This is a genomic window from Streptomyces sp. NPDC031474, from assembly GCF_055581185.1.
This window is the reverse complement of the sequence record NZ_JBVIJX010000002.1, coordinates 118719-138703: the sequence shown is the minus strand read 5'-3', so window position 1 is coordinate 138703 and position 19985 is coordinate 118719. Positions and strand designations below refer to the sequence as shown.

At 70.2% G+C, this 19985-nt stretch carries 12 protein-coding genes and 3 pseudogenes; 11 read left to right on the top strand and 4 right to left on the bottom strand.

The genetic code is table 11. The annotated features are described in order from the left end of the window. Positions 1-97 precede the first annotated feature (97 nt). Genes ACZ5SK_RS03675 through ACZ5SK_RS03665 form a run of 3 tightly spaced genes read left to right on the top strand, consistent with a single transcriptional unit; the run spans position 98 to position 8595 of the window. Complete coding sequence (locus ACZ5SK_RS03675; protein WP_468575265.1) at positions 98-2815, top strand: SDR family NAD(P)-dependent oxidoreductase; 2718 nt, start codon at positions 98-100, stop codon at positions 2813-2815. Positions 2816-2823: 8 nt separating this feature from the next. Further along, on the top strand, positions 2824-6384 hold the full coding sequence (locus tag ACZ5SK_RS03670) for a hotdog family protein (protein WP_457494926.1): 3561 nt from the start codon (positions 2824-2826) through the stop codon (positions 6382-6384). Between the two features lie 12 nt (positions 6385-6396). After that, a complete protein-coding gene (locus ACZ5SK_RS03665) occupies positions 6397-8595 on the top strand; it encodes an MMPL family transporter (RefSeq protein ID WP_334582880.1) in 2199 nt (732 codons plus the stop codon). A 215-nt stretch (positions 8596-8810) separates the two neighbouring features. Here the strand turns inward: ACZ5SK_RS03665 and ACZ5SK_RS03660 are convergent. Further along, positions 8811-8948, bottom strand: a pseudogene (locus tag ACZ5SK_RS03660) (TetR/AcrR family transcriptional regulator); the annotation flags it as partial. Positions 8949-9080: 132 nt separating this feature from the next. Beyond that, positions 9081-10580 carry an MFS transporter gene (locus ACZ5SK_RS03655; protein ID WP_468575264.1) on the bottom strand — a complete coding sequence of 500 codons (1500 nt, stop codon included), beginning with the start codon at positions 10578-10580 and terminating at the stop codon, positions 9081-9083. Positions 10581-10792: 212 nt separating this feature from the next. Between ACZ5SK_RS03655 and ACZ5SK_RS03650 the strand changes: the two genes are divergently transcribed. Together ACZ5SK_RS03650 and ACZ5SK_RS03645 are read left to right on the top strand one after the other, a co-directional pair. Beyond that, entirely contained in the window at positions 10793-11494 is a 702-nt protein-coding gene (locus tag ACZ5SK_RS03650; RefSeq protein ID WP_468575262.1) for an SDR family oxidoreductase, read from the top strand. 24 nt (positions 11495-11518) lie between these two features. Then, complete coding sequence (locus ACZ5SK_RS03645) at positions 11519-12397, top strand: alpha/beta fold hydrolase (protein ID WP_334582883.1); 879 nt, start codon at positions 11519-11521, stop codon at positions 12395-12397. 123 nt (positions 12398-12520) lie between these two features. Here ACZ5SK_RS03645 and ACZ5SK_RS03640 read toward each other — a convergent pair whose 3' ends face one another. Both ACZ5SK_RS03640 and ACZ5SK_RS03635 read right to left on the bottom strand, forming a co-directional pair. After that, the gene (locus tag ACZ5SK_RS03640; RefSeq protein ID WP_334582884.1) at positions 12521-12712 is read right to left on the bottom strand and encodes an ester cyclase; all 192 of its coding nucleotides are present in this window, start codon (positions 12710-12712) and stop codon (positions 12521-12523) included. 150 nt (positions 12713-12862) lie between these two features. Beyond that, positions 12863-13960 carry an NmrA family NAD(P)-binding protein gene (locus ACZ5SK_RS03635; protein ID WP_334582885.1) on the bottom strand — a complete coding sequence of 366 codons (1098 nt, stop codon included), beginning with the start codon at positions 13958-13960 and terminating at the stop codon, positions 12863-12865. A 624-nt stretch (positions 13961-14584) separates the two neighbouring features. Here ACZ5SK_RS03635 and ACZ5SK_RS03630 point away from each other — a divergent pair. The 6 genes and pseudogenes from ACZ5SK_RS03630 to ACZ5SK_RS03605 all read left to right on the top strand — a co-directional run. Beyond that, entirely contained in the window at positions 14585-14869 is a 285-nt protein-coding gene (locus ACZ5SK_RS03630; RefSeq protein ID WP_334582886.1) for a type II toxin-antitoxin system Phd/YefM family antitoxin, read from the top strand. Beyond that, the gene (locus tag ACZ5SK_RS03625) at positions 14866-15318 is read left to right on the top strand and encodes a PIN domain-containing protein (RefSeq protein WP_334582887.1); all 453 of its coding nucleotides are present in this window, start codon (positions 14866-14868) and stop codon (positions 15316-15318) included. Before ACZ5SK_RS03630 ends, ACZ5SK_RS03625 begins: the two co-directional genes overlap by 4 nt. 99 nt (positions 15319-15417) lie before the next feature. Beyond that, positions 15418-17247 carry a DUF4357 domain-containing protein gene (locus ACZ5SK_RS03620; protein ID WP_443041380.1) on the top strand — a complete coding sequence of 610 codons (1830 nt, stop codon included), beginning with the start codon at positions 15418-15420 and terminating at the stop codon, positions 17245-17247. After that, positions 17244-18482: an McrC family protein gene (locus tag ACZ5SK_RS03615; protein ID WP_334582888.1), complete on the top strand. Its 1239-nt coding sequence runs from the start codon at positions 17244-17246 to the stop codon at positions 18480-18482. Before ACZ5SK_RS03620 ends, ACZ5SK_RS03615 begins: the two co-directional genes overlap by 4 nt. A 4-nt stretch (positions 18483-18486) precedes the next feature. Next, positions 18487-19180, top strand: a pseudogene (locus tag ACZ5SK_RS03610) (DNA helicase UvrD); the annotation flags it as partial. Then, a pseudogene (locus ACZ5SK_RS03605) lies at positions 19172-19885 on the top strand (PIN-like domain-containing protein); the annotation flags it as partial. The pseudogenes ACZ5SK_RS03610 and ACZ5SK_RS03605, both read left to right, overlap by 9 nt. Positions 19886-19985 lie beyond the last annotated feature (100 nt).

Genomic DNA, 19985 nt, shown 5'->3' with positions numbered 1-19985 from the left:
CCCCGCCGCCCCACCGATGGGGTCCGTTCCGTCGGGGCCCGCTACCCCGGTGGCACCCACCGCAGGCACCGCCGCCCCCGCCGCCACACCAGAGACCATGCACCCGGCACCCCAGGTCATGATGCCGCCACCCGCCGCGGCGGACACCCCGCCGATCCCGGCACCGACCTCTCCGCCTCTCCCGGACACTCTGGCCGCCGCCCCCGCTCCCGCCCCCGAAGCCGACACCCGCGCCGTCTTCCTCGGCGCCGTCGCGGAACTCACCGGCTACCCCATGGACGTCCTCAATGAGGAGATGGACATGGAGACGGACCTGGGCATCGACTCGATCAAGCGGGTACAGATCCTTGCCGCGATCCGCAAGGCGATTCCCTCCCTCCCGCCGCTCGACCCGGGCGAGGTGATCAAGCTGCGTACGCTCGGCCAGGTCCGGGAGGCACTGGACCAGGTCACCGGCGCCGGGCAGCTGCCGTCGTTACAGGGCCCGGCCGACGGCTTCGCGCCGTCGGTCTCCGGCGGCCTCGCACGGCTCGTCGTGCACGTCAGCCCCGCTCCCGCACCGGGGCTGGTGCTGCCCGGCCTGTCCGGCGGGCCGGTACTCATCACCGATGACGGCGGAGGCGTCGCCGAGGAACTCGCCGCCGAACTGAGGCGTCAGGGACTGACCGCCGACCGGGTCCGCGGGGAACTCCCCCCGGACGCCAGGGCCGTGGTCTGCCTGGAGGGGCTGCGCCCCGCGTCCGAGGCCCGGCAGGCGGCCGAGGCCGCCTTCCGTACCGCGCGGGCCGTCGCCCCCCGACTGGCGTCGGACGGCGGCGTCCTCGTCACCGTCCAGGACACCGGAGGCGATTTCGGACTGAGCGGCCGCAGCGGCGACCGGGCCGACCTGGGCGGCATCGCGGGCCTCGCCCGGACCGCCGCCTGCGAGTGGCCGCACGCGACGGTCAAGGCGATCGACGTCGACCGCGGCGGCCGTCCGGCGGCCGAGGTCGCCAGGGCCCTCGCCGCCGAGCTGATGCACGGCGGCGCCCAGACCGACGTCGGGCTGCGCGCCGACGGCGGCCGGGTACGGCTCGGACGGCGTCCCGGCAGCCTCCCGGCCGTCCCGGACACGGAGCCGGCCGCATGCCAGGCCGAGCACCTCGTGGTCACCGGAGGCGGCCGGGGGATCACCGCCGCGTGCCTCGTCGAACTGGCCCGTGCCCGCAGCCCCCGTCTGCTCCTGCTGGGCCGCACCACGCTCGCCGACGAGCCCGCCTGGCTGCGCGACGCGGCCGGTGAAGCGGCGGTCAAGCAGGCCCTGCTGGCGCACGGCGGGCCGGCTCCCGACCGCCCGCCGCCCCTGGCCGAGGTGGGGGCCCGCGCCCGCCAGGTACTCGCGGCCCGCGAGGTACGCGACACCGTGCACCGACTGGAGCAGGCCGGAGCCCAGGTCCGCTACGAGGCCGTGGACGGCCGCGATGCCACTGGCGTACGGGCCGCGCTGGCCCGGGCACGGGCGGACTGGGGACCGGTGACTGGCGTCGTGCACGGCGCCGGGGTACTCGCGGACCGTCCGATCGCGCAGAAGACGGACGTGGAGTTCGCCGCCGTCTACGACACCAAGGTGCAGACACTGCGCGTCCTGCTGGACGCCGTCGCCCAGGACCCGCTCCGCCTGCTGTGTGTGTTCTCCTCCGTCGTCGCCCACACCGGGAACACCGGCCAGTGCGACTACGCCATGGCCAACGAGACACTTCACCACCTCGTCTCCGCCGCCCGCGCGGCGCGGCCCGGACTGCGGGCCACGGCGCTCGGCTGGGGCCCATGGCGGGGCGGCATGGTCGGCGCCGCTCTCTCGCGGCACTTCGAGGAGGCGGGCGTACCGCTCATCGACCCGGCGACGGGGACCGGCGCCTTCACCGCCGAACTGACCGCCGGACCCGGAGGGCCGGCGCAGCACGCGGACCGGCTCCTGCTGGTGCCGGACGCGGACCGCATCACGCTCCCCGCGCCGGCCACCCCGGCGGCCGGGACGCCGCAGACCCTCCGGGAGCGTCATCTCGCGGACGTCATGGTGCCGCGCAGCGGATTCCCCTACACCGAGGACCACGTCGTGCGGGGCACTCCGGTGCTGCCGCTGGCCTGTGCCGTGGAGTACCTTGCCAGGGCCGCCGCCGAGCAGCCGGGAACGTCCGGCGGACTGGTCCTGCGCGGGCTGACCGTGCTGAACGGCCTCGTATTCGACCCGTCCGACGACCGGCCGTACCCGCTCCGGGTGCGCGGCAGCCGCGCCGAGGACGGCCTGCGCCTGACGCTGGAGGCGGTGACCGGCCGCCCGCACTACCGGGCCGTGGCCACGGACCGGCTCCCGCCCCCCGCGCCCGCATCCGCGCCCCCGCCGGACGGCACCGGCCTGCCGTCCTGCGGAATCTACGACGGTGAAGTGCTGTTCCACGGCCCCCGCTACCGCGTGCTCCGCGCCGTCGAGGCCCTCGGCCCCGGCGGTGCCAGGGCCGTACTGGACGGTCTCGAAGCCCTCGGCTGGGATCTGCGACCGCCCTGGGCCACCGACCCGGCGGCCGTGGACGGCGTACTCCAGCTCGCGGTCCTGTGGGCCCGGTGCGTGCTCGGCCGGGCCACCCTGCCCATGGGCGTCGGCGAGGTGCGCCTGCACCGCGCCGGCGCCCTCGGCCGGGACCTGCTGGCCGTCGTCACCCCGGGCCCGGTGGCGGACGAGCAGGCGGAGTGCGACGTACGGCTGTCCGACCCACGGGGTGTGACCGTGGCCGAGTTGTCCGGCGTGCAGTTGGTGGCACGCCCCAGCCGAAAGTGAGCCTTGTGATGCCGGTACCACACCCGCCGACGGTCCCGGCCGACCGGGTGACGTGGGCCGACGGCGAACCGGGCGCCGCGCCCGGGGCCGTCATGCGGTCCGAGACGGACATCGCCCGTGGCCGCTGGTACCTCGACCCGGCCGGACGCGTGTGTGCGGGCGCTCTGCTGGCGGCCGGACAGGGGAACCGCCCGCCGGCAGGCCCGTCCGGTGCGGAACCGGAGGCCCCGGCCGGACGGTCGTACCGCCTGCTCGACTGCGCGCTGACCTTCCAGGGACCGCTCCCCGTGCCCGGGCAGACCCTGCGCTGCGAGACCCGGGTGGAGGACCGTGCCGAGCACGCCGGGGTCCCGCTGCTCTCCTTCCGCTCCGACGTTCGCGTCGACGGCGAACTCCGGCTCAGCGTCCGCGGCGGACAGGCCGGGCTCTTCACCGAGCGCGAACTCGCCGACGCGAAGGGTGTGTTGTGGACACCGGAGAAACACGTGGCCCGCCCGTCCGGCCCCTTCCGGCTCCCGCCCACGGTCTGCCCCTCCACTTCCTTCACCGCCGCCCAGGTGCGCGCCTTCGCACAGGGGCGGCCGGCCGAGTGCTTCGGAGCGGGCTGGGAGCGGGCCGCCGCCCACGTCCGCAGTCCGCGCCTCACCACGGCGCGAGGGCTGCTCTTCGAGGAGGTCACCGCCTTCGACCCGACGGGCGGACCGCTGGGCCGGGGCTACCTGCGGGCACGGCTGAACCTCACACCCGACCAGTGGTTCTTCGCGGGTGGCGACCCCGGCGACCCGCACCTGCCGTCCTTCCTCCTGCTCGAAGGCTGTCTCCAGGCGCTCGCCTTCCATCAGGCCGCCCTGGGTACGACCGTCGACCGTGACGGCTGGCGTTTCGAACCGGCGCGGGGCGAACGGCAGTCCGTGTGCCTGCGCGCGCAGGCCACCCCCCGCAGCCGGGTCCTGGTCTACGAAGTGTTCGTCACCGCCGTGTGCCCCGGTCCCGTGCCCCGGATCCGGGCGGACGTGCTGTGCCGGGTGGACGGCGTGAACGCGTGCGCGGTGACAGGACTGGCACTCGGCCTGGTGCAGGACTGGCCCCTCGACGACCGGGAGCACACCGGGTCCGCGCCGCACGGCGGTACTGCCCCTGATCCGCGCGCCGCCGTGGTCGACGGGCTGGCCCTGGACCGCCGGAGCATGCTCGCCCACGCCCGCGGACGCTACCGGGACGCGCTCGGCCCGGAGTTCGGCGCGCTGGACACGCCGGTGCGGGCGCTGCGGGTCCCCGCGCCGCCGTTCCTGTTCATGACCCGCGTCCGCGCCCTCGGAGCCGCGAAGGCACGGCTGCGCCAGGGCAGTTGGGTGGAGGCGGAGTACGACGTCCCGGGCGGGCCGTGGCTCGGCGGCCACGACGGAGCCGACGGTGCCCCGCCCCGGCCGTCCATGGCCGCGCTGATGGAGATCGGCCTGCAACCCTGCGGCTGGCTCGCCCAGTACAGCGGCTGCTGCCTCGGCCGCGACGCGGACCTGCTCTTCCGTAACCTGGACGGGCGGACCAGGGCGCTGCGCACCGAAGGGCTCGCCCCGCGCCGGGTCCGCACCCGGGCCACGCTCACCGACTGGGCGGACGACGGCACCGTGCTCCTGCTCTTCTTCGACGTCGAATGCCGAGCCGACGACGACGCAGACGACGCCGAACCGTTCTTCGCCTTCACCACCAGCTTCGGGTTCTTTCCGCCGTCCGCGTTCGAAGGGCAGACCGGGCTGCCCCCGTCCGAGGCGGAACAGCGGCGCCGGGACGATCCGGGCACCCGCGCCGTGGACTTCTCCGGCCGGCCGGAGAAGTTCTTCACCGGGCCGCTGCGGCTGCCCGACTCCGACCTGCTGGTGCTCGACCGCATCACCGGCTACCGGCCTCCGAACGGCGACGGGCCCGGCCGGATCCGCGCCGAGGCGGAGATCCGGCCGGACGCCTGGTTCTTCAAGGCCCACTTCTTCCAGGACCCCGTGCAGCCCGGATCACTCGGCGTCGAAGCCATGTACCAGGCGCTCCAGGCCTACGCCATCGAGCGGGACCTGGCGGCGGGGCCGCGGGCACCTCGCTGCGAGCCGACGTCCGCCGACGTTCCCTTGGTGTGGCGGTACCGGGGGCAGGTGGTCCCGTCGCACCGGCTCGTCACCGTGGAACTGGAGATCACCGCCGAGCGGGAAGACGCGCACGGCCACCGTCTGGAGGCCCGGGGGACGCTGTGGGCGGACGACACCCTCATCTACCGCGTGGAGGGCCTGGCCGTGCGGATCACCACCGAAGCGGCACGCCCCACGGCCGTCACGCCCACGGCCGTCACGCCCACGGGCGGGCATCTCGCCGAAGAACTCCTCGACCCGGCGCGCGACACCTGGCTCGCGGACCACTGCCCCGCCCTGACCACCCCGAGCGTGCCGATGATGCATGTGGTGCGGATGGTGGCGGAGGCCGCCGAACGCGCCACCGGCAGGCGACCGGGCCGTATCCGTGACCTGACGGTCCGCCGCTGGATCGTGGCCGACGCCCCGGTCCGCTACGGCACCGCGGTCCGCCGCGGCGAGCGCGGCACGGGGGTGGACCTCCTGCTCTTCCCGGCGGACGACGGGACCGGCGGCCCCGCTCTCGTCGGCGAACCCACTCTTGTCGCGAGCGGAACGGCGGAGCCGGGAGACCCGGAACCGGCCGCACCTCTGCCTCCCCTCACAGGTGCCCGCCCGGTTGCCCACCTGCCGTACGAGGGCGACGCCCCTCTTGTCTTCCACGGGCCTGCCTTCCACTACCTGCGCGGCATGCGGATCGGTGACCGCGGCGCCAGTGGCGTGATCGACCCCCGGCGGGGCTCCGTGCCCACGGCAGCCCACCATTCCGGCCTGCTGGACGCGGCGCTGCACATCGTCCCCCACCACGCCCTGTGGACCTGGGACGAGACGCTTCCGCGCGAGGTGTTCGCCTACCCCTACCGGCTGGACACCCTCGATCTGTACGAGCCGCTGCTCGGCACCGGGCCGCTGCGTGTGGAGGCCCGGCTCCTCGACAGTGACGACCTGCCCGCCGGCAGTTTCGTCCGCGTCGGCCTGCAATTGTTCCGGCGCCGGGCCATGGTCGCCGACATCCGGCTCACCGACGCTCTGGTGCCGCTGGGCCTCGTCGGTCCCCCCGACCATCCGGCACGGATGGCGTTCCTGCGTGACCGCGTCTACGCGGCGGGCCTCGGGGTGAGCCGCACGACCTCGCTGGGCGTCACCCACCTGACCGCGGCCGACGCCCAGCGCGCCGACTGGTATCCCGGCCTGGTCGACAGCCTCTACCGGCTCCCCGAGGAGGGCCCCGACCACCCCCTGCGGCTGGCCAACATCGCCGTACGCGACCACGTCGGCCGCCTGCTGCGCACCCACCCCTGCGGGATCGAGACGTCCCCCGACCTGAACCGGGCCTGGGCGGTGGGCCGCCCCCGGGAGGTCGTCAGAGTGTGGGTACGCGCCGAGGGACCGTCCGTCGCGGTGGGCACCCTGGCGGGTCCCGGTCCATTTTTTTCGAATACTCCGAACTGAAGGAGAGGGGAAATGAAGAACGTGGTCGGATTGCTTTCTCGCTTCCGCGCTCGCGTGGTTCTGGCCGTCGCCGCCCTGTGCGTCCTGCTCTCCGGACTGATCGGAGCGCTGACGTCGGACCGGCTGGTGGCCGGCGGGATGTACCCGCCGTCAGCCGCCTCGGTCCGGGCGGAACGCGTGCTCGGCACGAAGTTCCAGGCCGGCAATCCCGACGTACTTCTGCTCGTCGAACCCCGGGACGGAAAACAGTCGGTCGACGCACCGGCCGTCGCGGCGGCGGGCCGGGAGTTGACCGGGGTCGTGCGGCGCGCGGCGCCGGTCGACTACGTCTCCTCGTTCTGGGACGGAAATCCGGCCATGCGCGCCCGAGACGGCCGCAGCGCCGTGACCGCCGTGAAATTCCGGGGCGATGAGGAAGAGGTCAACAAGGCGGTGGAACGGCTGTTGCCGACCGTCCTCGGCCGGCACGGTCACATCACCGTGGCGGCTGCCGGATCCTCCGCGGTTCTTGACGCATTGCAGGCACAAAGCAAGCGTGATCTGGTCCGCGCCGAGTTGCTGACCGCCCCGTTGGTGTTGCTGCTGCTGATCGTCGTCTTCCGCAGCTTTCTGGCGGCGTTGCTGCCTGTCCTGGTCGGCGTGGTGTCCGTGACGATGACCTCGGCGCTGCTCGGCATGCTGGCCACGGTCACGCCCGTCAGCGTCTTCGCACTCAATATCGGCAGCGCCCTCGGCTTCGGACTGGCCGTCGACTACAGCCTGTTCATGGTGACGCGCTTCCGGAGCGAGTTGGACTCCGGTGCGGAGACGGCGGCGGCACTGGGCAGGACGATGGCCACGGCGGGTCGGACCGTCGCGTATTCGGCGGTGGCGGTCTCCATGTCCCTGGCCGCGCTGCTGGTCTTCCCGACCATGTTCCTGAGGACCGTGGCCTGCGGTGGCATCATCGTGACGCTGCTGTCCGCGCTGGCCACCGGGACGGTCCTCCCCGCCGCGCTCGCCTTGCTGGGCCGTCGGCTGCGTACCGCGGCCGCGTCCCGTGACCGCGAGGCCAAGGGGCTGGTCAGCAAGTCCACAACTCTGATCTGGTCCTCCAGTGCCCGGCTCGTACGGCGGGCTCCGGCGCTGGTGGCCGTCGCGGTGACGGTCTTCCTGGTGACCCTGGCCGCCCCCTTCCCAGGCGTGTCCTTCGACTTCCCGGACGACCGGGCACTGCCCGCCGGGACCGCGGTGAGGGCGGCCTCCGACCGCGTACGCGCGGATTTCCCGCAGTTGTATGCGCCACAGATCGCGGTGGTGCTCCCCGGCGCGGCGGACGGGCGGCGGGCAGTGTCCGACACCGGCGACTACGCGCGCGCCCTCTCCCGCGTCCCGGGAGTGCGCGGGGTCGAGGGTGTGACCGGTACCTACACGCCGGCCGGCAGGCAGGCGTCGGCTCCGTCCGCCTCGCGCGCCTTCACCAACGGCTCCGACACCTGGCTCAGGATCACACTGACCGGCGACCGGTCCGACACCGACCAGGCCCTGCGCACGCTGGAAGCCGTGCGGGACGTGCATGCGCCCGTACCGCCGCTGATGGGTGGCAGTGTCGCTGTGCTCCAGGACACCACGGCCGCGCTCACCGATCGGCTGCCGATCGCTGTGCTGTGGGTGGCCGTGTCCATGTTCGTGCTGCTGTTCGCCTTCACCGGCAGTGTCCTGGTACCGCTCAAAGCGCTTCTGCTGACCGGACTGAGCATGACCGCGGCCCTCGGCACGATGGTCTTCATCTTCCAGGACGGCCATCTGCACGGCCTCGTAGGCTCGTTCACCCCTGTCGGCACCACCGACATCATGATGCCGATCCTGGTGATTGCCATCGCCTTCGGGCTCTCCATGGACTACGAGGTGTTCCTTCTCTCCGCGTTCCGGGAGAGTTACCTCGCCCTGGGGGACAACTCCGCCGCCATCGAGGCCGCGGTGCGACGCACCGCTCCCCTCATCACCTCGGCCGCCACTCTGATCATCGTCGTCTTCCTGGGTCAGGCGTCGTCGCCGGTCGTCCCGCTGAAGATCGTCGGCGTCGGCATGGTCGTCACCATCCTGCTCGACGTCACCGTGATCCGTATCCTGCTGGCCCCTGCCCTCATGCACCTGGCCGGCCGTACCAACTGGTGGGCGCCCGCCCCACTGGCCCGCCTGCACGCCCGCTACGGGCTCGCCGAAACCTGACCGGCACAGCACTGTCGGGCCTGCGACCACCCGCACGGTCACACCCGTGCGTGCCGACTTCACGGCCCTGGACACCGAAGACACCGCCAGGCATGGGTGTGACGCCCTGTGCAGTTGCCCGGGTCGCCGGAGGCCGGCTGCGACTCGCCGAGCACGCCGGCCGCCGAGACCGCTCGTACACGCGATGCGTCAGCGCATGTCCGCCGCATTGAGCCGTCGGGCGTACCCGCCTGTGACACCAACTGGTCGAAGACGTGCATGATCCGCTCGCGGGGTGAACGGTTGTCGTCGGCCGCGGGCACGCCGATGCCGACACCGTCTCGGTAGGTGAGCGTGGCCACTGCCTCCAGCAGCCGCTCTCGGAGACGCCCTGCCTCCCTTCGCCGATCTGTGCCGTGAGAGCACCGATCAGCGCAGGTAGCAGGGCATTCCTCACTCGCCACTCGTTGTGATCGACCGAGCGCGCCTGCCTGGTGGAGTCGGGCTCAGTGGGCGATCACGGGCTCGCCCTCCGACGGTGCCAGAGGTGCGTTCGGTATCAGGAGCGCCGAAAGGACGGCGCCGACCACGAAGAACCCGGCGCCCCAGGCCAGGGTGGCCGTGTAGCCCTCGACCCCGGCCTGCGCCGCGGTCAGCGCGCCGGGCTTGTGCGAGGACAGGTAGTCGGTCGCGGCCGATGAGGCGACGGTGGTCAGCAGCGCCGTGCTGATCGAGCCGCCTATCTGCTGGCCGGTGTTGATCAGTGCCGAGGCGACACCGGAATCCTCGTGATGGATGCCCGCGGTCGCACCCTGGAACGCGGTGGTCATCACCCCGCCGAGGCCGAGACCCAGCAGGATCATGCCGGGCATGATGTGGGCGGCGTAGGTGCTGTCCAGCTCGAGCCTGTTCAGCAGGGCCATCCCGGCTGCGGCGACCAGGAAGCCGGCGCTGACCACGATCTTCGGACCGACCCGGGGCAGCAGCAGCGAAGGCGCCGTGGTCGACGCGGCGACGATGCCCGCGACCATCGGCAGGAACGCCAGTCCGGTCTTGATCGGCGAGTAGCCGATGCTGGCCTCCAGGTAATAGGTCAGGAACAGGAAGATCGAGAACATCCCCATGCCGATGACGAACACGGCCAGGAACGAACCGCCGCGGGTGCGGTCCAGCACGAGGCGCAGCGGCAGCAGCGGATGCGCGACCCTGGCCTCCAGCCACACGAACACCGCGAGCAGCACCACGCCGGCGATCACCGAGCCGAGGGCGACCGGGTCGGTCCAGCTGGTGGATTCGACGTGCGCGAACCCGTAGACGATGGCGAACAGTGCCGCGCTCACCACGACGGTGCCGGGGATGTCGAGTTTGGGCCACTCGGTGACCGCGGGCTTGGCCAGCAGCAGCACCGCACCGACCAGCGCCACGGCCGCGAAAATGACGTTCACGTACATCACCCAGCGCCACGACGCCCATTCGGTGAGCATGCCGCCGAGCAGCAGCCCGACCGCGCCGCCCGCACCGGCCAGCGCACTGAAGATGCCGAACGCCTTCGGCCTCTCGGCCGGGTCGGTGAAGGTCACGCTGAGCAGGGAGAGTGCCGCAGGCGCGAGCAGCGCGGCGAAGAGGCCCTGGGCCACCCTTGCCGTGACGAGGATGTCGAAGCTGGTGGCCGCGCCGCCGAGGACGGACGCGCCCGCGAAACCGATCAGACCGGTCACAAAGGTGGTGCGCCGGCCGAACAGGTCGCCGAGCCGGCCACCGAACAGCAGCAGGCTGCCGAAGGCCAGGGCGTAACCCGTGATGACCCACTGCCGGCTGCCGTCGCTGAAACCGAGGTCATGCTGGGCTGCGGGCAGCGCGATGTTCACGACGGTCGCATCGAGCGTGACCATGAGCTGCGCCGTGCCCAGCACGACAAGCACCCACCAGCGCACGGCGTGCGAGCCGCGACGGCCCGAGTCTGTTTTCCCGGAGGCGGGCGCCCCACGGTCGATCGTGGTACTCACTTTTCCCCTTAGCTGCTGCCGGCATAGATCGACCACCGGTTGGAAACCGATCTGTTTCCACTCAGGAAAACAGATCGGTTTCCGCAGTGCAAGTGAACATGTCGCGAGCGGTGCACCGACCGTCGAACTGCTCGCACTCAGCGCTTGCGTCGGGAAACCGATCGGTTTACTGTGGTGGAAACCGATGAGTTTCTCACTCTGTGGAGGCAGTCATGACCGCTTTGAAGGACGCAAACGTCTTCGTCACCGGCGGCAGCCGGGGCATCGGCAAGGCCCTGGTCGAGGAGCTCTACGCACGCGGCGCCCGCAAGGTCTACGCCACGGCCCGCGACCCGCGCAGCGTGACGCACCCCGACGCCGTTCCCGTGGCGCTGGAAGTCACCGACCCGGCCTCCGTGGCGGCCGCCGCCGCACAGGCGCAGGATGTCACCGTACTGATCAACAACGCGGGCGCCTCGGTCGGCGCGTCCTTCCTCGACTCGCCGGTCGACGACGTGCGCCGGGAGTTCGAGACCAACTTCTACGGCCCGCTGCTTCTCGCCCGCGCCTTCGTGCCCGTCATCGAGCGCAACGGCGGGGGCCACCTCCTCAACGTGCACTCCGTGCTCTCCTGGATCGCCCTCGGCGGCTCCTACAGCGCTTCCAAGGCCGCCCTGTGGTCGCAGACCAACTCCCTGCGCCTGGAGCTTCAGCCCCGCGGCATCGCCGTCACCGGACTGCACGTGGGGTACGTGGACACGGACCTCGCGGCCGGCGTCGACGCACCGAAGTCCGACCCTCGTGACGTCGCCGCACTCGCCCTCGACGGCATCGAGACGGGCGCGTACGAGGTGCTCGCCGACGACATCTCGCGCCAGGTGAAGGCGGGCCTCGCCGACGACCTCACCGCCCTGTACGCCCAGTTGGCCAAGTAACACGTAGGACAAGGAGCCGACGAGATGCCCGTCCACGAGCCACGTCCCACGATCCACATCCCGGGGACCAGCAGCCACACCATCGCCCCGCGCCCGGGCCACGACAGTCACGAGGGAACGCTGCGCTACCTCAAGGCGGGCACCGGCGCTCCCCTGGTCCTGCTGCACACCGTGCGCACCCAGGCCGAGCACTACCGCACCCTCATCCCGCTCATCGCGGACCAGTACACCGTGTACGCCCTCGATCTGCCCGGGATGGGGTACTCCGAGATCGTGCCCGGTGCGTCCTATGACGAGCCGGCCATGCGCGCGGGCGTCGAGCGGCTTCTCACCGAACTCGACCTCCACGACGTCACGTTGGTCGGGGAGTCCATGGGAGCGGTGCTCGCCCTGACCACCGCGGCCGATCTGCCGGAGCGCGTCCGGCGCGTCGTCGCGGTCAACACGTACGACTTCCGCGACGGAATCGCCCGGTCCGGCCTCCTCGCGCGTCTGATCGTCGGCGGTGTGCTCGCTCCGGGGGTGGGCCCGGTGGTCGCCGGGGTGGAGCCCAAGCCGATCCTCCGCAGGGTCCTGCGGGGCGGCCTGGGCGACAAGAGGGCGCTGCGGGAGGACTACGTGGACGAACTCCTCCAGGTGGGCAGCCGACCCGGCTACCCGACCGTCGCCCGGGCCGTGTACCAGAGCCTGCCCAGCCTCATCGCGGCCCGCTCGCGCTATACCGACGTCAAGGCCCCCGTGCACCTCGTCTACGGCGAGAAGGACTGGTCCCGGCCCTCGGACCGGGAAGCCAACAAGAAACTGCTGTCCGCCGCCGACTTCACCCAGGTCCCGAACGCGGGCCACTTCATCGCCCTGGAACGCCCCGACGTGCTCGCCGACCTGCTGACCGCGCTGGCGTGACTGCCCCGAGCGTGCCATGACCGCCCCCGTCCGCGTGCAGTGCGGGCGGGGGACCAGGTTCGACCCTGTCACGTGACGGCGTCGTGGCACGCAAAGGAGCGGAACATGGGCGCCTCACGGTCTTCACGCAGGCTGCGCGCCGGTGTTGATCTGCTGGGTGAGCTTGAGCAGCTCTTCGACGTGATAGATCTCGGTGATCTTGCCGTCGACAACGCGCATGATGTCCTGGCCGTTGATATCGACCGGGTTGCCGCTGGCGGCGAACCCGAAGGCGTCTCCGGTGCGGGTCGCGGTCGTCTGCCAGTGGAGGACCACCCAGCCGCCGGGAAGCTCCTGCTGGAACAGAATCCGGTGCTATGTGTCGGTGAATCCGTCACGGACCGCGGCGATCGATGCTCGCATGCCGTCGATTCCGGAGGCGGCGTCAGAAAGCGGGGTTATGGTCGATCACATCCTGGGCGAATATCACAACGTGCCCGTCCTGAAATCAGCACTGCTCTTGAGGACCGCAGAGTCCACATTCCGGTTCGCCGGCTGGACCCTCTCCCAGAGACCCCCCTTGCCGAGTTCCCCGCCCACCTGGTCTTCTCGGCGGAACCATTCCTCGGCGCTCCGGATCCTGTGGGGGTGGATTTCGTCGAGCAGAGCATAGTCCCTGGTGATGATTCCGTGCTTCCACACATTCCAGAAGCCCGTGAAATTGTCGCGGAAGCTCATGGTGCTTTTGTCATTGGGGTCGGCATTGTATCCGGCAGGGTGATCGGCAAGCCCCTTGAGGTCCGGTCCGTTCCAATAGGTGTCCAGGTCGGTGTCGACGTACCGTGCCGGATGCCCGGTGACCTTCTGGAACGCGGCAGCCATATCGGCATAGGTCATGTGCTCGATGGCGACTTCGAGGTCCATGCCATTGGCCCGCTCCGGATGGTCGAAGAGCCAGCGGACATAGAATCCGCAATCTTCGAGAGCCACGTGAGGCACGGCTCCCTCGCCGAGCGGGACCCGCCACGTGACGACACCGTCTTCGACGGTGGGCGTCATGGGGGTGAGCGGTGAGATCACCATCTCGATGTAGGGCCCTGACGTGAAGACCGCTGCCCCCATCCGGTCCCTGTTCCTTTCATTCTGGAACAGTACCCATTCGGCCATACGGCCTTTGCCGTCATAGTGGCCGGTACGGAACCTGGAGTCGTAACCTGCCTTCTTGAGGGCGTAGTCGAGGTTTCCGTAGACGAAGAACTTGATTCCTTCTTCGATCGCTATCTCGTAAGTGCGGATGGCCCAGTAGGTCTCGGCTTTCTCGCCGGTGTTGAACCCGTCGATGTTGACGAACGCCCCGCCACAGCCGCGAAATCCTTCCCGCAGCACGTCCTCGTCGGCGAATGAACCTTCGAGAAGGGTGACGTTGCCGAGCGCGAGAAGGGCCTGGGCCCGGGCGGAGGTGACGTCCCGAGTAAGGACCCGGACCGAATACTTCTTGTCGGCGACAAGGGCGCGGACGATGGGCATCCCTTGAGCCCCCGTCCCGCCAATCATGAAGATGGTGGAGGTGGCATGAGAGGACATGGATTTGACTCCAGACACATCAGAAACCGATCGGTTTCTCACACGGTACACCGATCGGTTTCTATGCGGCAAGCGCGCGGGCCGGATCGCCGCAGGGGCCCGGAATGTGTACAGCTGTGGTTTCAGCCTCGGTGCTCTGTCCGCGAGTGCGCGGTCGCCACACGCACACCGCGGTCCGCCGGGCCGAGCACGTGTACGTTGCCGACCTGGTCTTCCGGTCACGGGTCTGGGAGGCACCGCCGCCTCCCAGACCAAGGTGACACAGGACACGACGGGCGATGCGGACGGCCGAGGCCTCTTCGACGACTCCGGGGCCTTCCGAACGCCGACCAATGAGGACTTCACGGCCGTACTGACCAACGGTCTGGTCGCAGCGACGCCAACGTCCTGCTGAATCCCTATCGCTACACCGAGCAGGCGCGCGGCGACCTGCTGCGCGCGCTCGGCCGCCCTGGAAGAACCGGCTGCGGGTGCCACACCAGGCCCTCGAGGAGTTCCGGCGAAACCGTGAGAGCACCCTCAGGGACGCCCGATCGTCCGGCTCGCAAGCAGCCGAGGACATGGCCCACCCTGGTGCCGAACAGGGGGCGCGTGGCCATGTAGAACGAGTAGTACAGTGGGCGAATGAGTGACGGCGTGGAGGTCCCGCTGAGGGAGCTCAACCAGCAGACATCGCGTGTCCTGGCCCGCGTGGCGGCCGGGGAGACAGTGACCATCACCAAGGACGGCGTCCCGATAGGAGACATCGTGCCCCGGGGTGTGCTGACGGGCAGACCCGCGTACCCGTTCCGCACCGATCCCATGGGCGACCTGGACATCCCGGACCTTGGCGGCCCCGTGCTCGACGACGAGGAGATCGAGGCGACGCTACGGGGTATGGGCGAAGACGCGGGCCGGGAAGACCGATGACTGACATCCCGGTCGCCATCGCCGACACCAACGCCCTGTACCGACTGTTCACGCCGAAGGACCCCCGCCACTCCGCTCACCGGGAAGCTCTCGCACGAACGGGGCACCTCGTGGTGTCACCCATGGTGCTCACCGAACTGGACTACCTGCTGACCTCACGAGTCGGCCCGAAGGCCGCCATGAACGCGCTGGACTTCATCACCGGGCAGGCGGAGGCCCGCCGGTTCGAGATCTCCGACACCGCGCCCCATCTGAGGAGTGCCATGGCCATGATGCGCGGGTACGTCGACGGGGACGGGGGTGCGGGAGTGGGTCTGGCGGACGCGATGAACGTTGCCCTGGCTGCGGCCTTCCAGACGGCCGACATCTTCACGACGGACGGCCGCTTTCGCATGATGCGGCCCCTGACCGGGCAGCCCTCATTCCGGCTATTGCCCGATGACCTCTGACGTCTCCGCGGCATTGTTGAGGTCTACCCCGAAGCCGATTGTCAGTGAAGGCCCCTATCGTTCTCGGCAGATCGTCCGGCAGGTGTGAGGGGGGGAGCGATGACGATGGCCGACATGGACATGCAGCATCCGGAGTTCCAGCTGCGGCTGCCGAGCGGAGACGGGATCGACCGGGCACGTGGAGTGCTTCTGGCCGAGACCGGGACGAACGGCAGCCGCAAGTTCCTGGTGCGGTCCGGCTCCCCCGCGCGTGATCATGTGATGCCGTCGTTCGCCAAGCACTTCCGCGGTCAGTTCAGACGGCGCGAGGAGCTGAAGGCCGCGGGCGTGATGGTCCCGTCCACCCGTTGGCCGGGCTGGCTGGAACTGACCGAGGACGTGGAGTGCGGCTCGCCGTCCTTCGCCGCGGAGCTGCTGGTGGGCGCCCCGCGCAACGGTTGGATCGAGTGGCGGACCGAGGATGGGGCACCTCTGTCCGACTTCATGTCAGGGGTGTGGGCCGGACCCAACCGCCCCTGGCTGGTGCGTGGTTCGAACGTCACGGGTCTCGACCTGGTCCAGCGCCTGTGGCTGCCGGAGGGCCGCATCACGCTCTCCGCCTCCCGGCTCCGGCAGGGTGTGCAGCAGGGCATCAGCAAGCAGCACCTGGGCGCTCTGGTCCTGGAGGACTACGAGTCGACCGCCACATACAGTCAGAAGCAGCAGCTCGTCGAGGACCTGCACGCTTTCCTCTCCCGCATGAAGCCCGGTGACCCCGTGTGCACCATCTCCGGCGGGAAGTTGTACGTCGGTGAGATCACCGGTGAGGTCGAGCAGATCGAGTCCGAGGACCGGCGGTCCAATCTGCGCCGCCCGGTGGACTGGCAGCCGGCCGGGCACCCGTACGACGCACTTCCGGAGGAGCTCCAGCAGAAGCTGTCCATCCAGCACGACATCGTCGACCTCACCTCCGTCCAGGCCCACATCGAAGGCCTCGGCCTGACCTACGAGGAGCTGGTCGAGGAGGCGGAGGCCATAGAGCGGGACCCCAGTACGGAGTTCCCGGCGCTCACCGCCCGCCGAGAGCTGCAACTGTCCGAGCCGACGGACGAACTGGCCGCGGAACTCCTCGTACACGACACCGAGTGGCTGCGTGAGGTGTGTGATCTGCTGTGGGACGAGCGGCAGCTGGTGCTGTACGGGCCGCCGGGCACCGGAAAGACCTATCTCGCGCTGAAGCTCGCCGAGTTCCTCGGTGGCGGGCCCGAGCAGGTAAAGCTGGTCCAGTTCCACCCTTCGTACGCCTACGAGGACTTCTTCGAGGGCTTCCGGCCTCAGGAGGACCCGCAGACCAGGGAGGTCGCCTTCCGGCTGACCGCGGGTCCGCTGCGCGAGCTCGCCGACCTGGCCTCACGCGAGGGCAACCGGCACATCCCGCACTTCCTGATCATCGACGAGATCAACCGGGCCAACCTGGCGAAGGTCTTCGGCGAGCTGTACTTCCTCCTGGAGTACCGCAACAAGTCGGTGCGGCTCACCTACTCCGGCGACGACTTCGCACTGCCGCCGAACCTCTTCGTCATCGGCACGATGAACACCGCCGACCGCTCCATCGCCCTCGTGGACGCGGCCATGCGCCGCCGCTTCGCGTTCGTCGAACTGTCAGCGCGCACAGAGCCGACACGCGGCCTGCTGCGCCGCTGGCTGGCCAAGGAGGGCAGGGACACGGAGCCCGCCGACCTGCTCGACGCGCTCAACTCCCGTATCGACGAACCCGACTTCCGCATCGGTCCCTCCTACCTGATGAAGAAGGGCGTCTACCGGGACGGCGGCCTGGACCGCACCTGGCGGACGAAGATCCTGCCCCTGCTGGAGGAACACCACTACGGGGAGGGCGTGGACATCGAGAAGCGGTACGGGCTGTCGGCACTGCGGGAGTCTCTGAAGTGACGGCCGCCACGGACGCCGTGCGGTCCGTCGAACTGGTCGAGCACGCGCCGGCTACCCGTCTCACCCTGCCGGACGCCGTCGGCCGCGCCCTCGCCGCTTCCGACGTAGTGGACGCGGCCCCCGACCCGTACACGCCAGGGTTCTGGTCGCTGCGGGCCGGCAGCAAGGTCGGGGCCGTGGCCGTCGCGTCACCGGACGGCGGCCCGCCGGTCACCGTACGCGTCACGCCCAAGGTGCCCATCGCGCGGCTGTTCTTCCTGCTCGGCTACAGCCTTGATCCGGGCCGGAGTTGGCGGGACGGGGAGGTCGAGGTCGCCGAGCACCGCGACCTGCTGCCCGCGCTCGCCCACGCCGTGGAGCGACAGGTGGACCGGGCCCTGCGACAAGGCCTGCTGCAGGGGTATCGGGCGACCGAGGAATCCGCGCTCGTCGTCCGCGGCCGGATCAGAGAGGCCGAACAGATCCGGCGGCGCTTCGGGGCAATGCCGCCGGTCGAGGTGGCGTACGACGAGTTCACCACCGACATCGCGGAGAACCGCATCCTGCGTGCGGGCGTGGAGCGTCTCCTTCGGCTGCCCGGCGTGCCGCGCGACGTACGCCGCAGGCTCCTGCACCAGCGCGCCCGGCTGGCCGACGTGACCGTGATCGTGCGTGGTCAGCCGCTCCCCAACTGGCTGCCCACCCGTCTCAACGCCCGGTACCAGCACGCCCTGCACCTCGCCCGCGCGGTCCTGGACGGCGTCTCCGCCGAGCACATGCCCGGCGGGCTGCGCATCGACGGCTTCCTCTTCGACATGAACAAACTCTTCGAGGACTTCGTGACGGTCGCCCTGCGGGAGGCCTTCCGGACCATGGGATCGGGTCACACCGCCCGCCTCCAGGACTCCCACCACCTCGACGAGGCCGCCGCGATCCGCATGAAGCCGGACCTCGTGCTGTACGAGCCGGCCGGCGGGACCCCGTGCGCGGTCGTCGATGCCAAGTACAAGGCGGAGAAACGGGGTGGCTACCCGGACGCCGACCTGTACCAGATGCTGGCGTACTGCACGGCGCTCGGGCTGCGCGAGGGTCATCTGGTGTACGCGAAGGGGAACGCCCCGCACGCCGCGCACGAGGTGCGCCACGCGGGCATCGTCATCCATCAGCACGCCCTCGATCTGGACCGGGAGCCTGCCGGACTGCTCACGGCCGTCGGGACACTGGCCCAGCGGTTGGCGAACACCCCGCACATATGATCGACTGCGGAGTGTCCGTCCAGGCCGGCGTGCGCAAGGCGATGCAGAAGTTCCAGCTGCTCTCCGTGCCCGAACTGTACGCGGACAACGGGCTCCACCTGGAGTCCGTGCAGAACGCGCAGGACACCCGCATGCGGACCATCCGCATCAACGACTTCTGGCGCGGTGTCGTCCTCGCCCCCGACGACGGCAGTGATGTGTTCCTGCTCGTCAACGTCGTACGGCATGACGACGCGTACACCTGGGCGGCCAAGCGGCTGTACACGACGAACTCCGCGACCCGTGCACTCGAAGTACGCAACGTGGTCGCCCTGGAGCAGCTGACTCCGGCGCTGGAGAAGACGGCTGCCGCCGCCGACTGCCTGCTCTTCGCGAAGTACTCGGACACGGTGCTGCGCCATCTGGGAATCGACGACCAGGTGTTGCGTGCGGTGCGGACCATCGTCGACAAGGCGCAGCTCAAGGCGTTCGAAACGCTGCTGCCGGAGGACCAGGGTGAGGTGCTCCAGTACCTCACCGAGGGATTCGGCCCCGACGAGGTATTTGTTGACGTCGTTAACAATGCATTTCTTGGGGTACTTCGTGTATCTGATGTCCCCTCCCCTCCCCTCCCCTCCCCTCCCCTGCCCGCAGCGCTAGGGTCGCCAGGGGTGAGTCGGTTGCAGACAGGGGTGGGCGGAGTGAGTGACATGACCGAGGGCTCGGACGGTCGAGGGCTTTTCGACGACTTCGGAGCCTTTCGGACTTCCACGACGGAGGACTTCACCACCGTACTGACACGCGGACTGGTCGCCCCCGACGCCAACGTGCTGCTGAACCTGTACCGGTACACCGAAAAGGCCCGAGGCGACCTGCTGGATGCGCTCCTCGCGCTGGAGGACCGGCTGTGGGTTCCTCACCAGGTCCTCGTGGAATTCTGGCGCAACCGCGAGAGCACCCTCAGCGACGCGCGGGCGTCCGGGGCACAGGCCGCCGAGGACATGGCCGGTCACGCGACCCAGGCGGAGCGGACCCTGCGTACCTGGGCCAATCGCGTCGCCCTGCCCGAGGACGAGACCGAACGGCTGCGCAGTCAGCTGAACGAGGTCTTCGACGACGTGCAGGAGACGATCGTCAAGGTGGGCGACGGCGAGTGGCAGAACATCACCCAGGACACGAGCACCGACCCGGTCATCGCCAGACTGGAGCCCGGTCTCGACGGTCACGTCGGTGCCCCGCTGAGTCAGGCCGACTACGACAAGGCCATCGCGGAAGGGATGCGCCGGGTCGACAAGCGTCTGCCTCCGGGCTACATGGACAACACCAAGGAAGGCGTGGGGGCCGCCGCCGACTATCTCATCTGGGAGCAGATCCTTCGCGAGGCGGCCCGCCGCCGCTGTGACGTCCTGTTCGTGACGGCGGACGCCAAGGAGGACTGGTGGCGCAAGGAGCAGGGCTTCAACCGCGGCCCCCGGCCGGAACTGACCGAGGAACTGAGGACCCGCGGCGGCGGCCAACCACCTG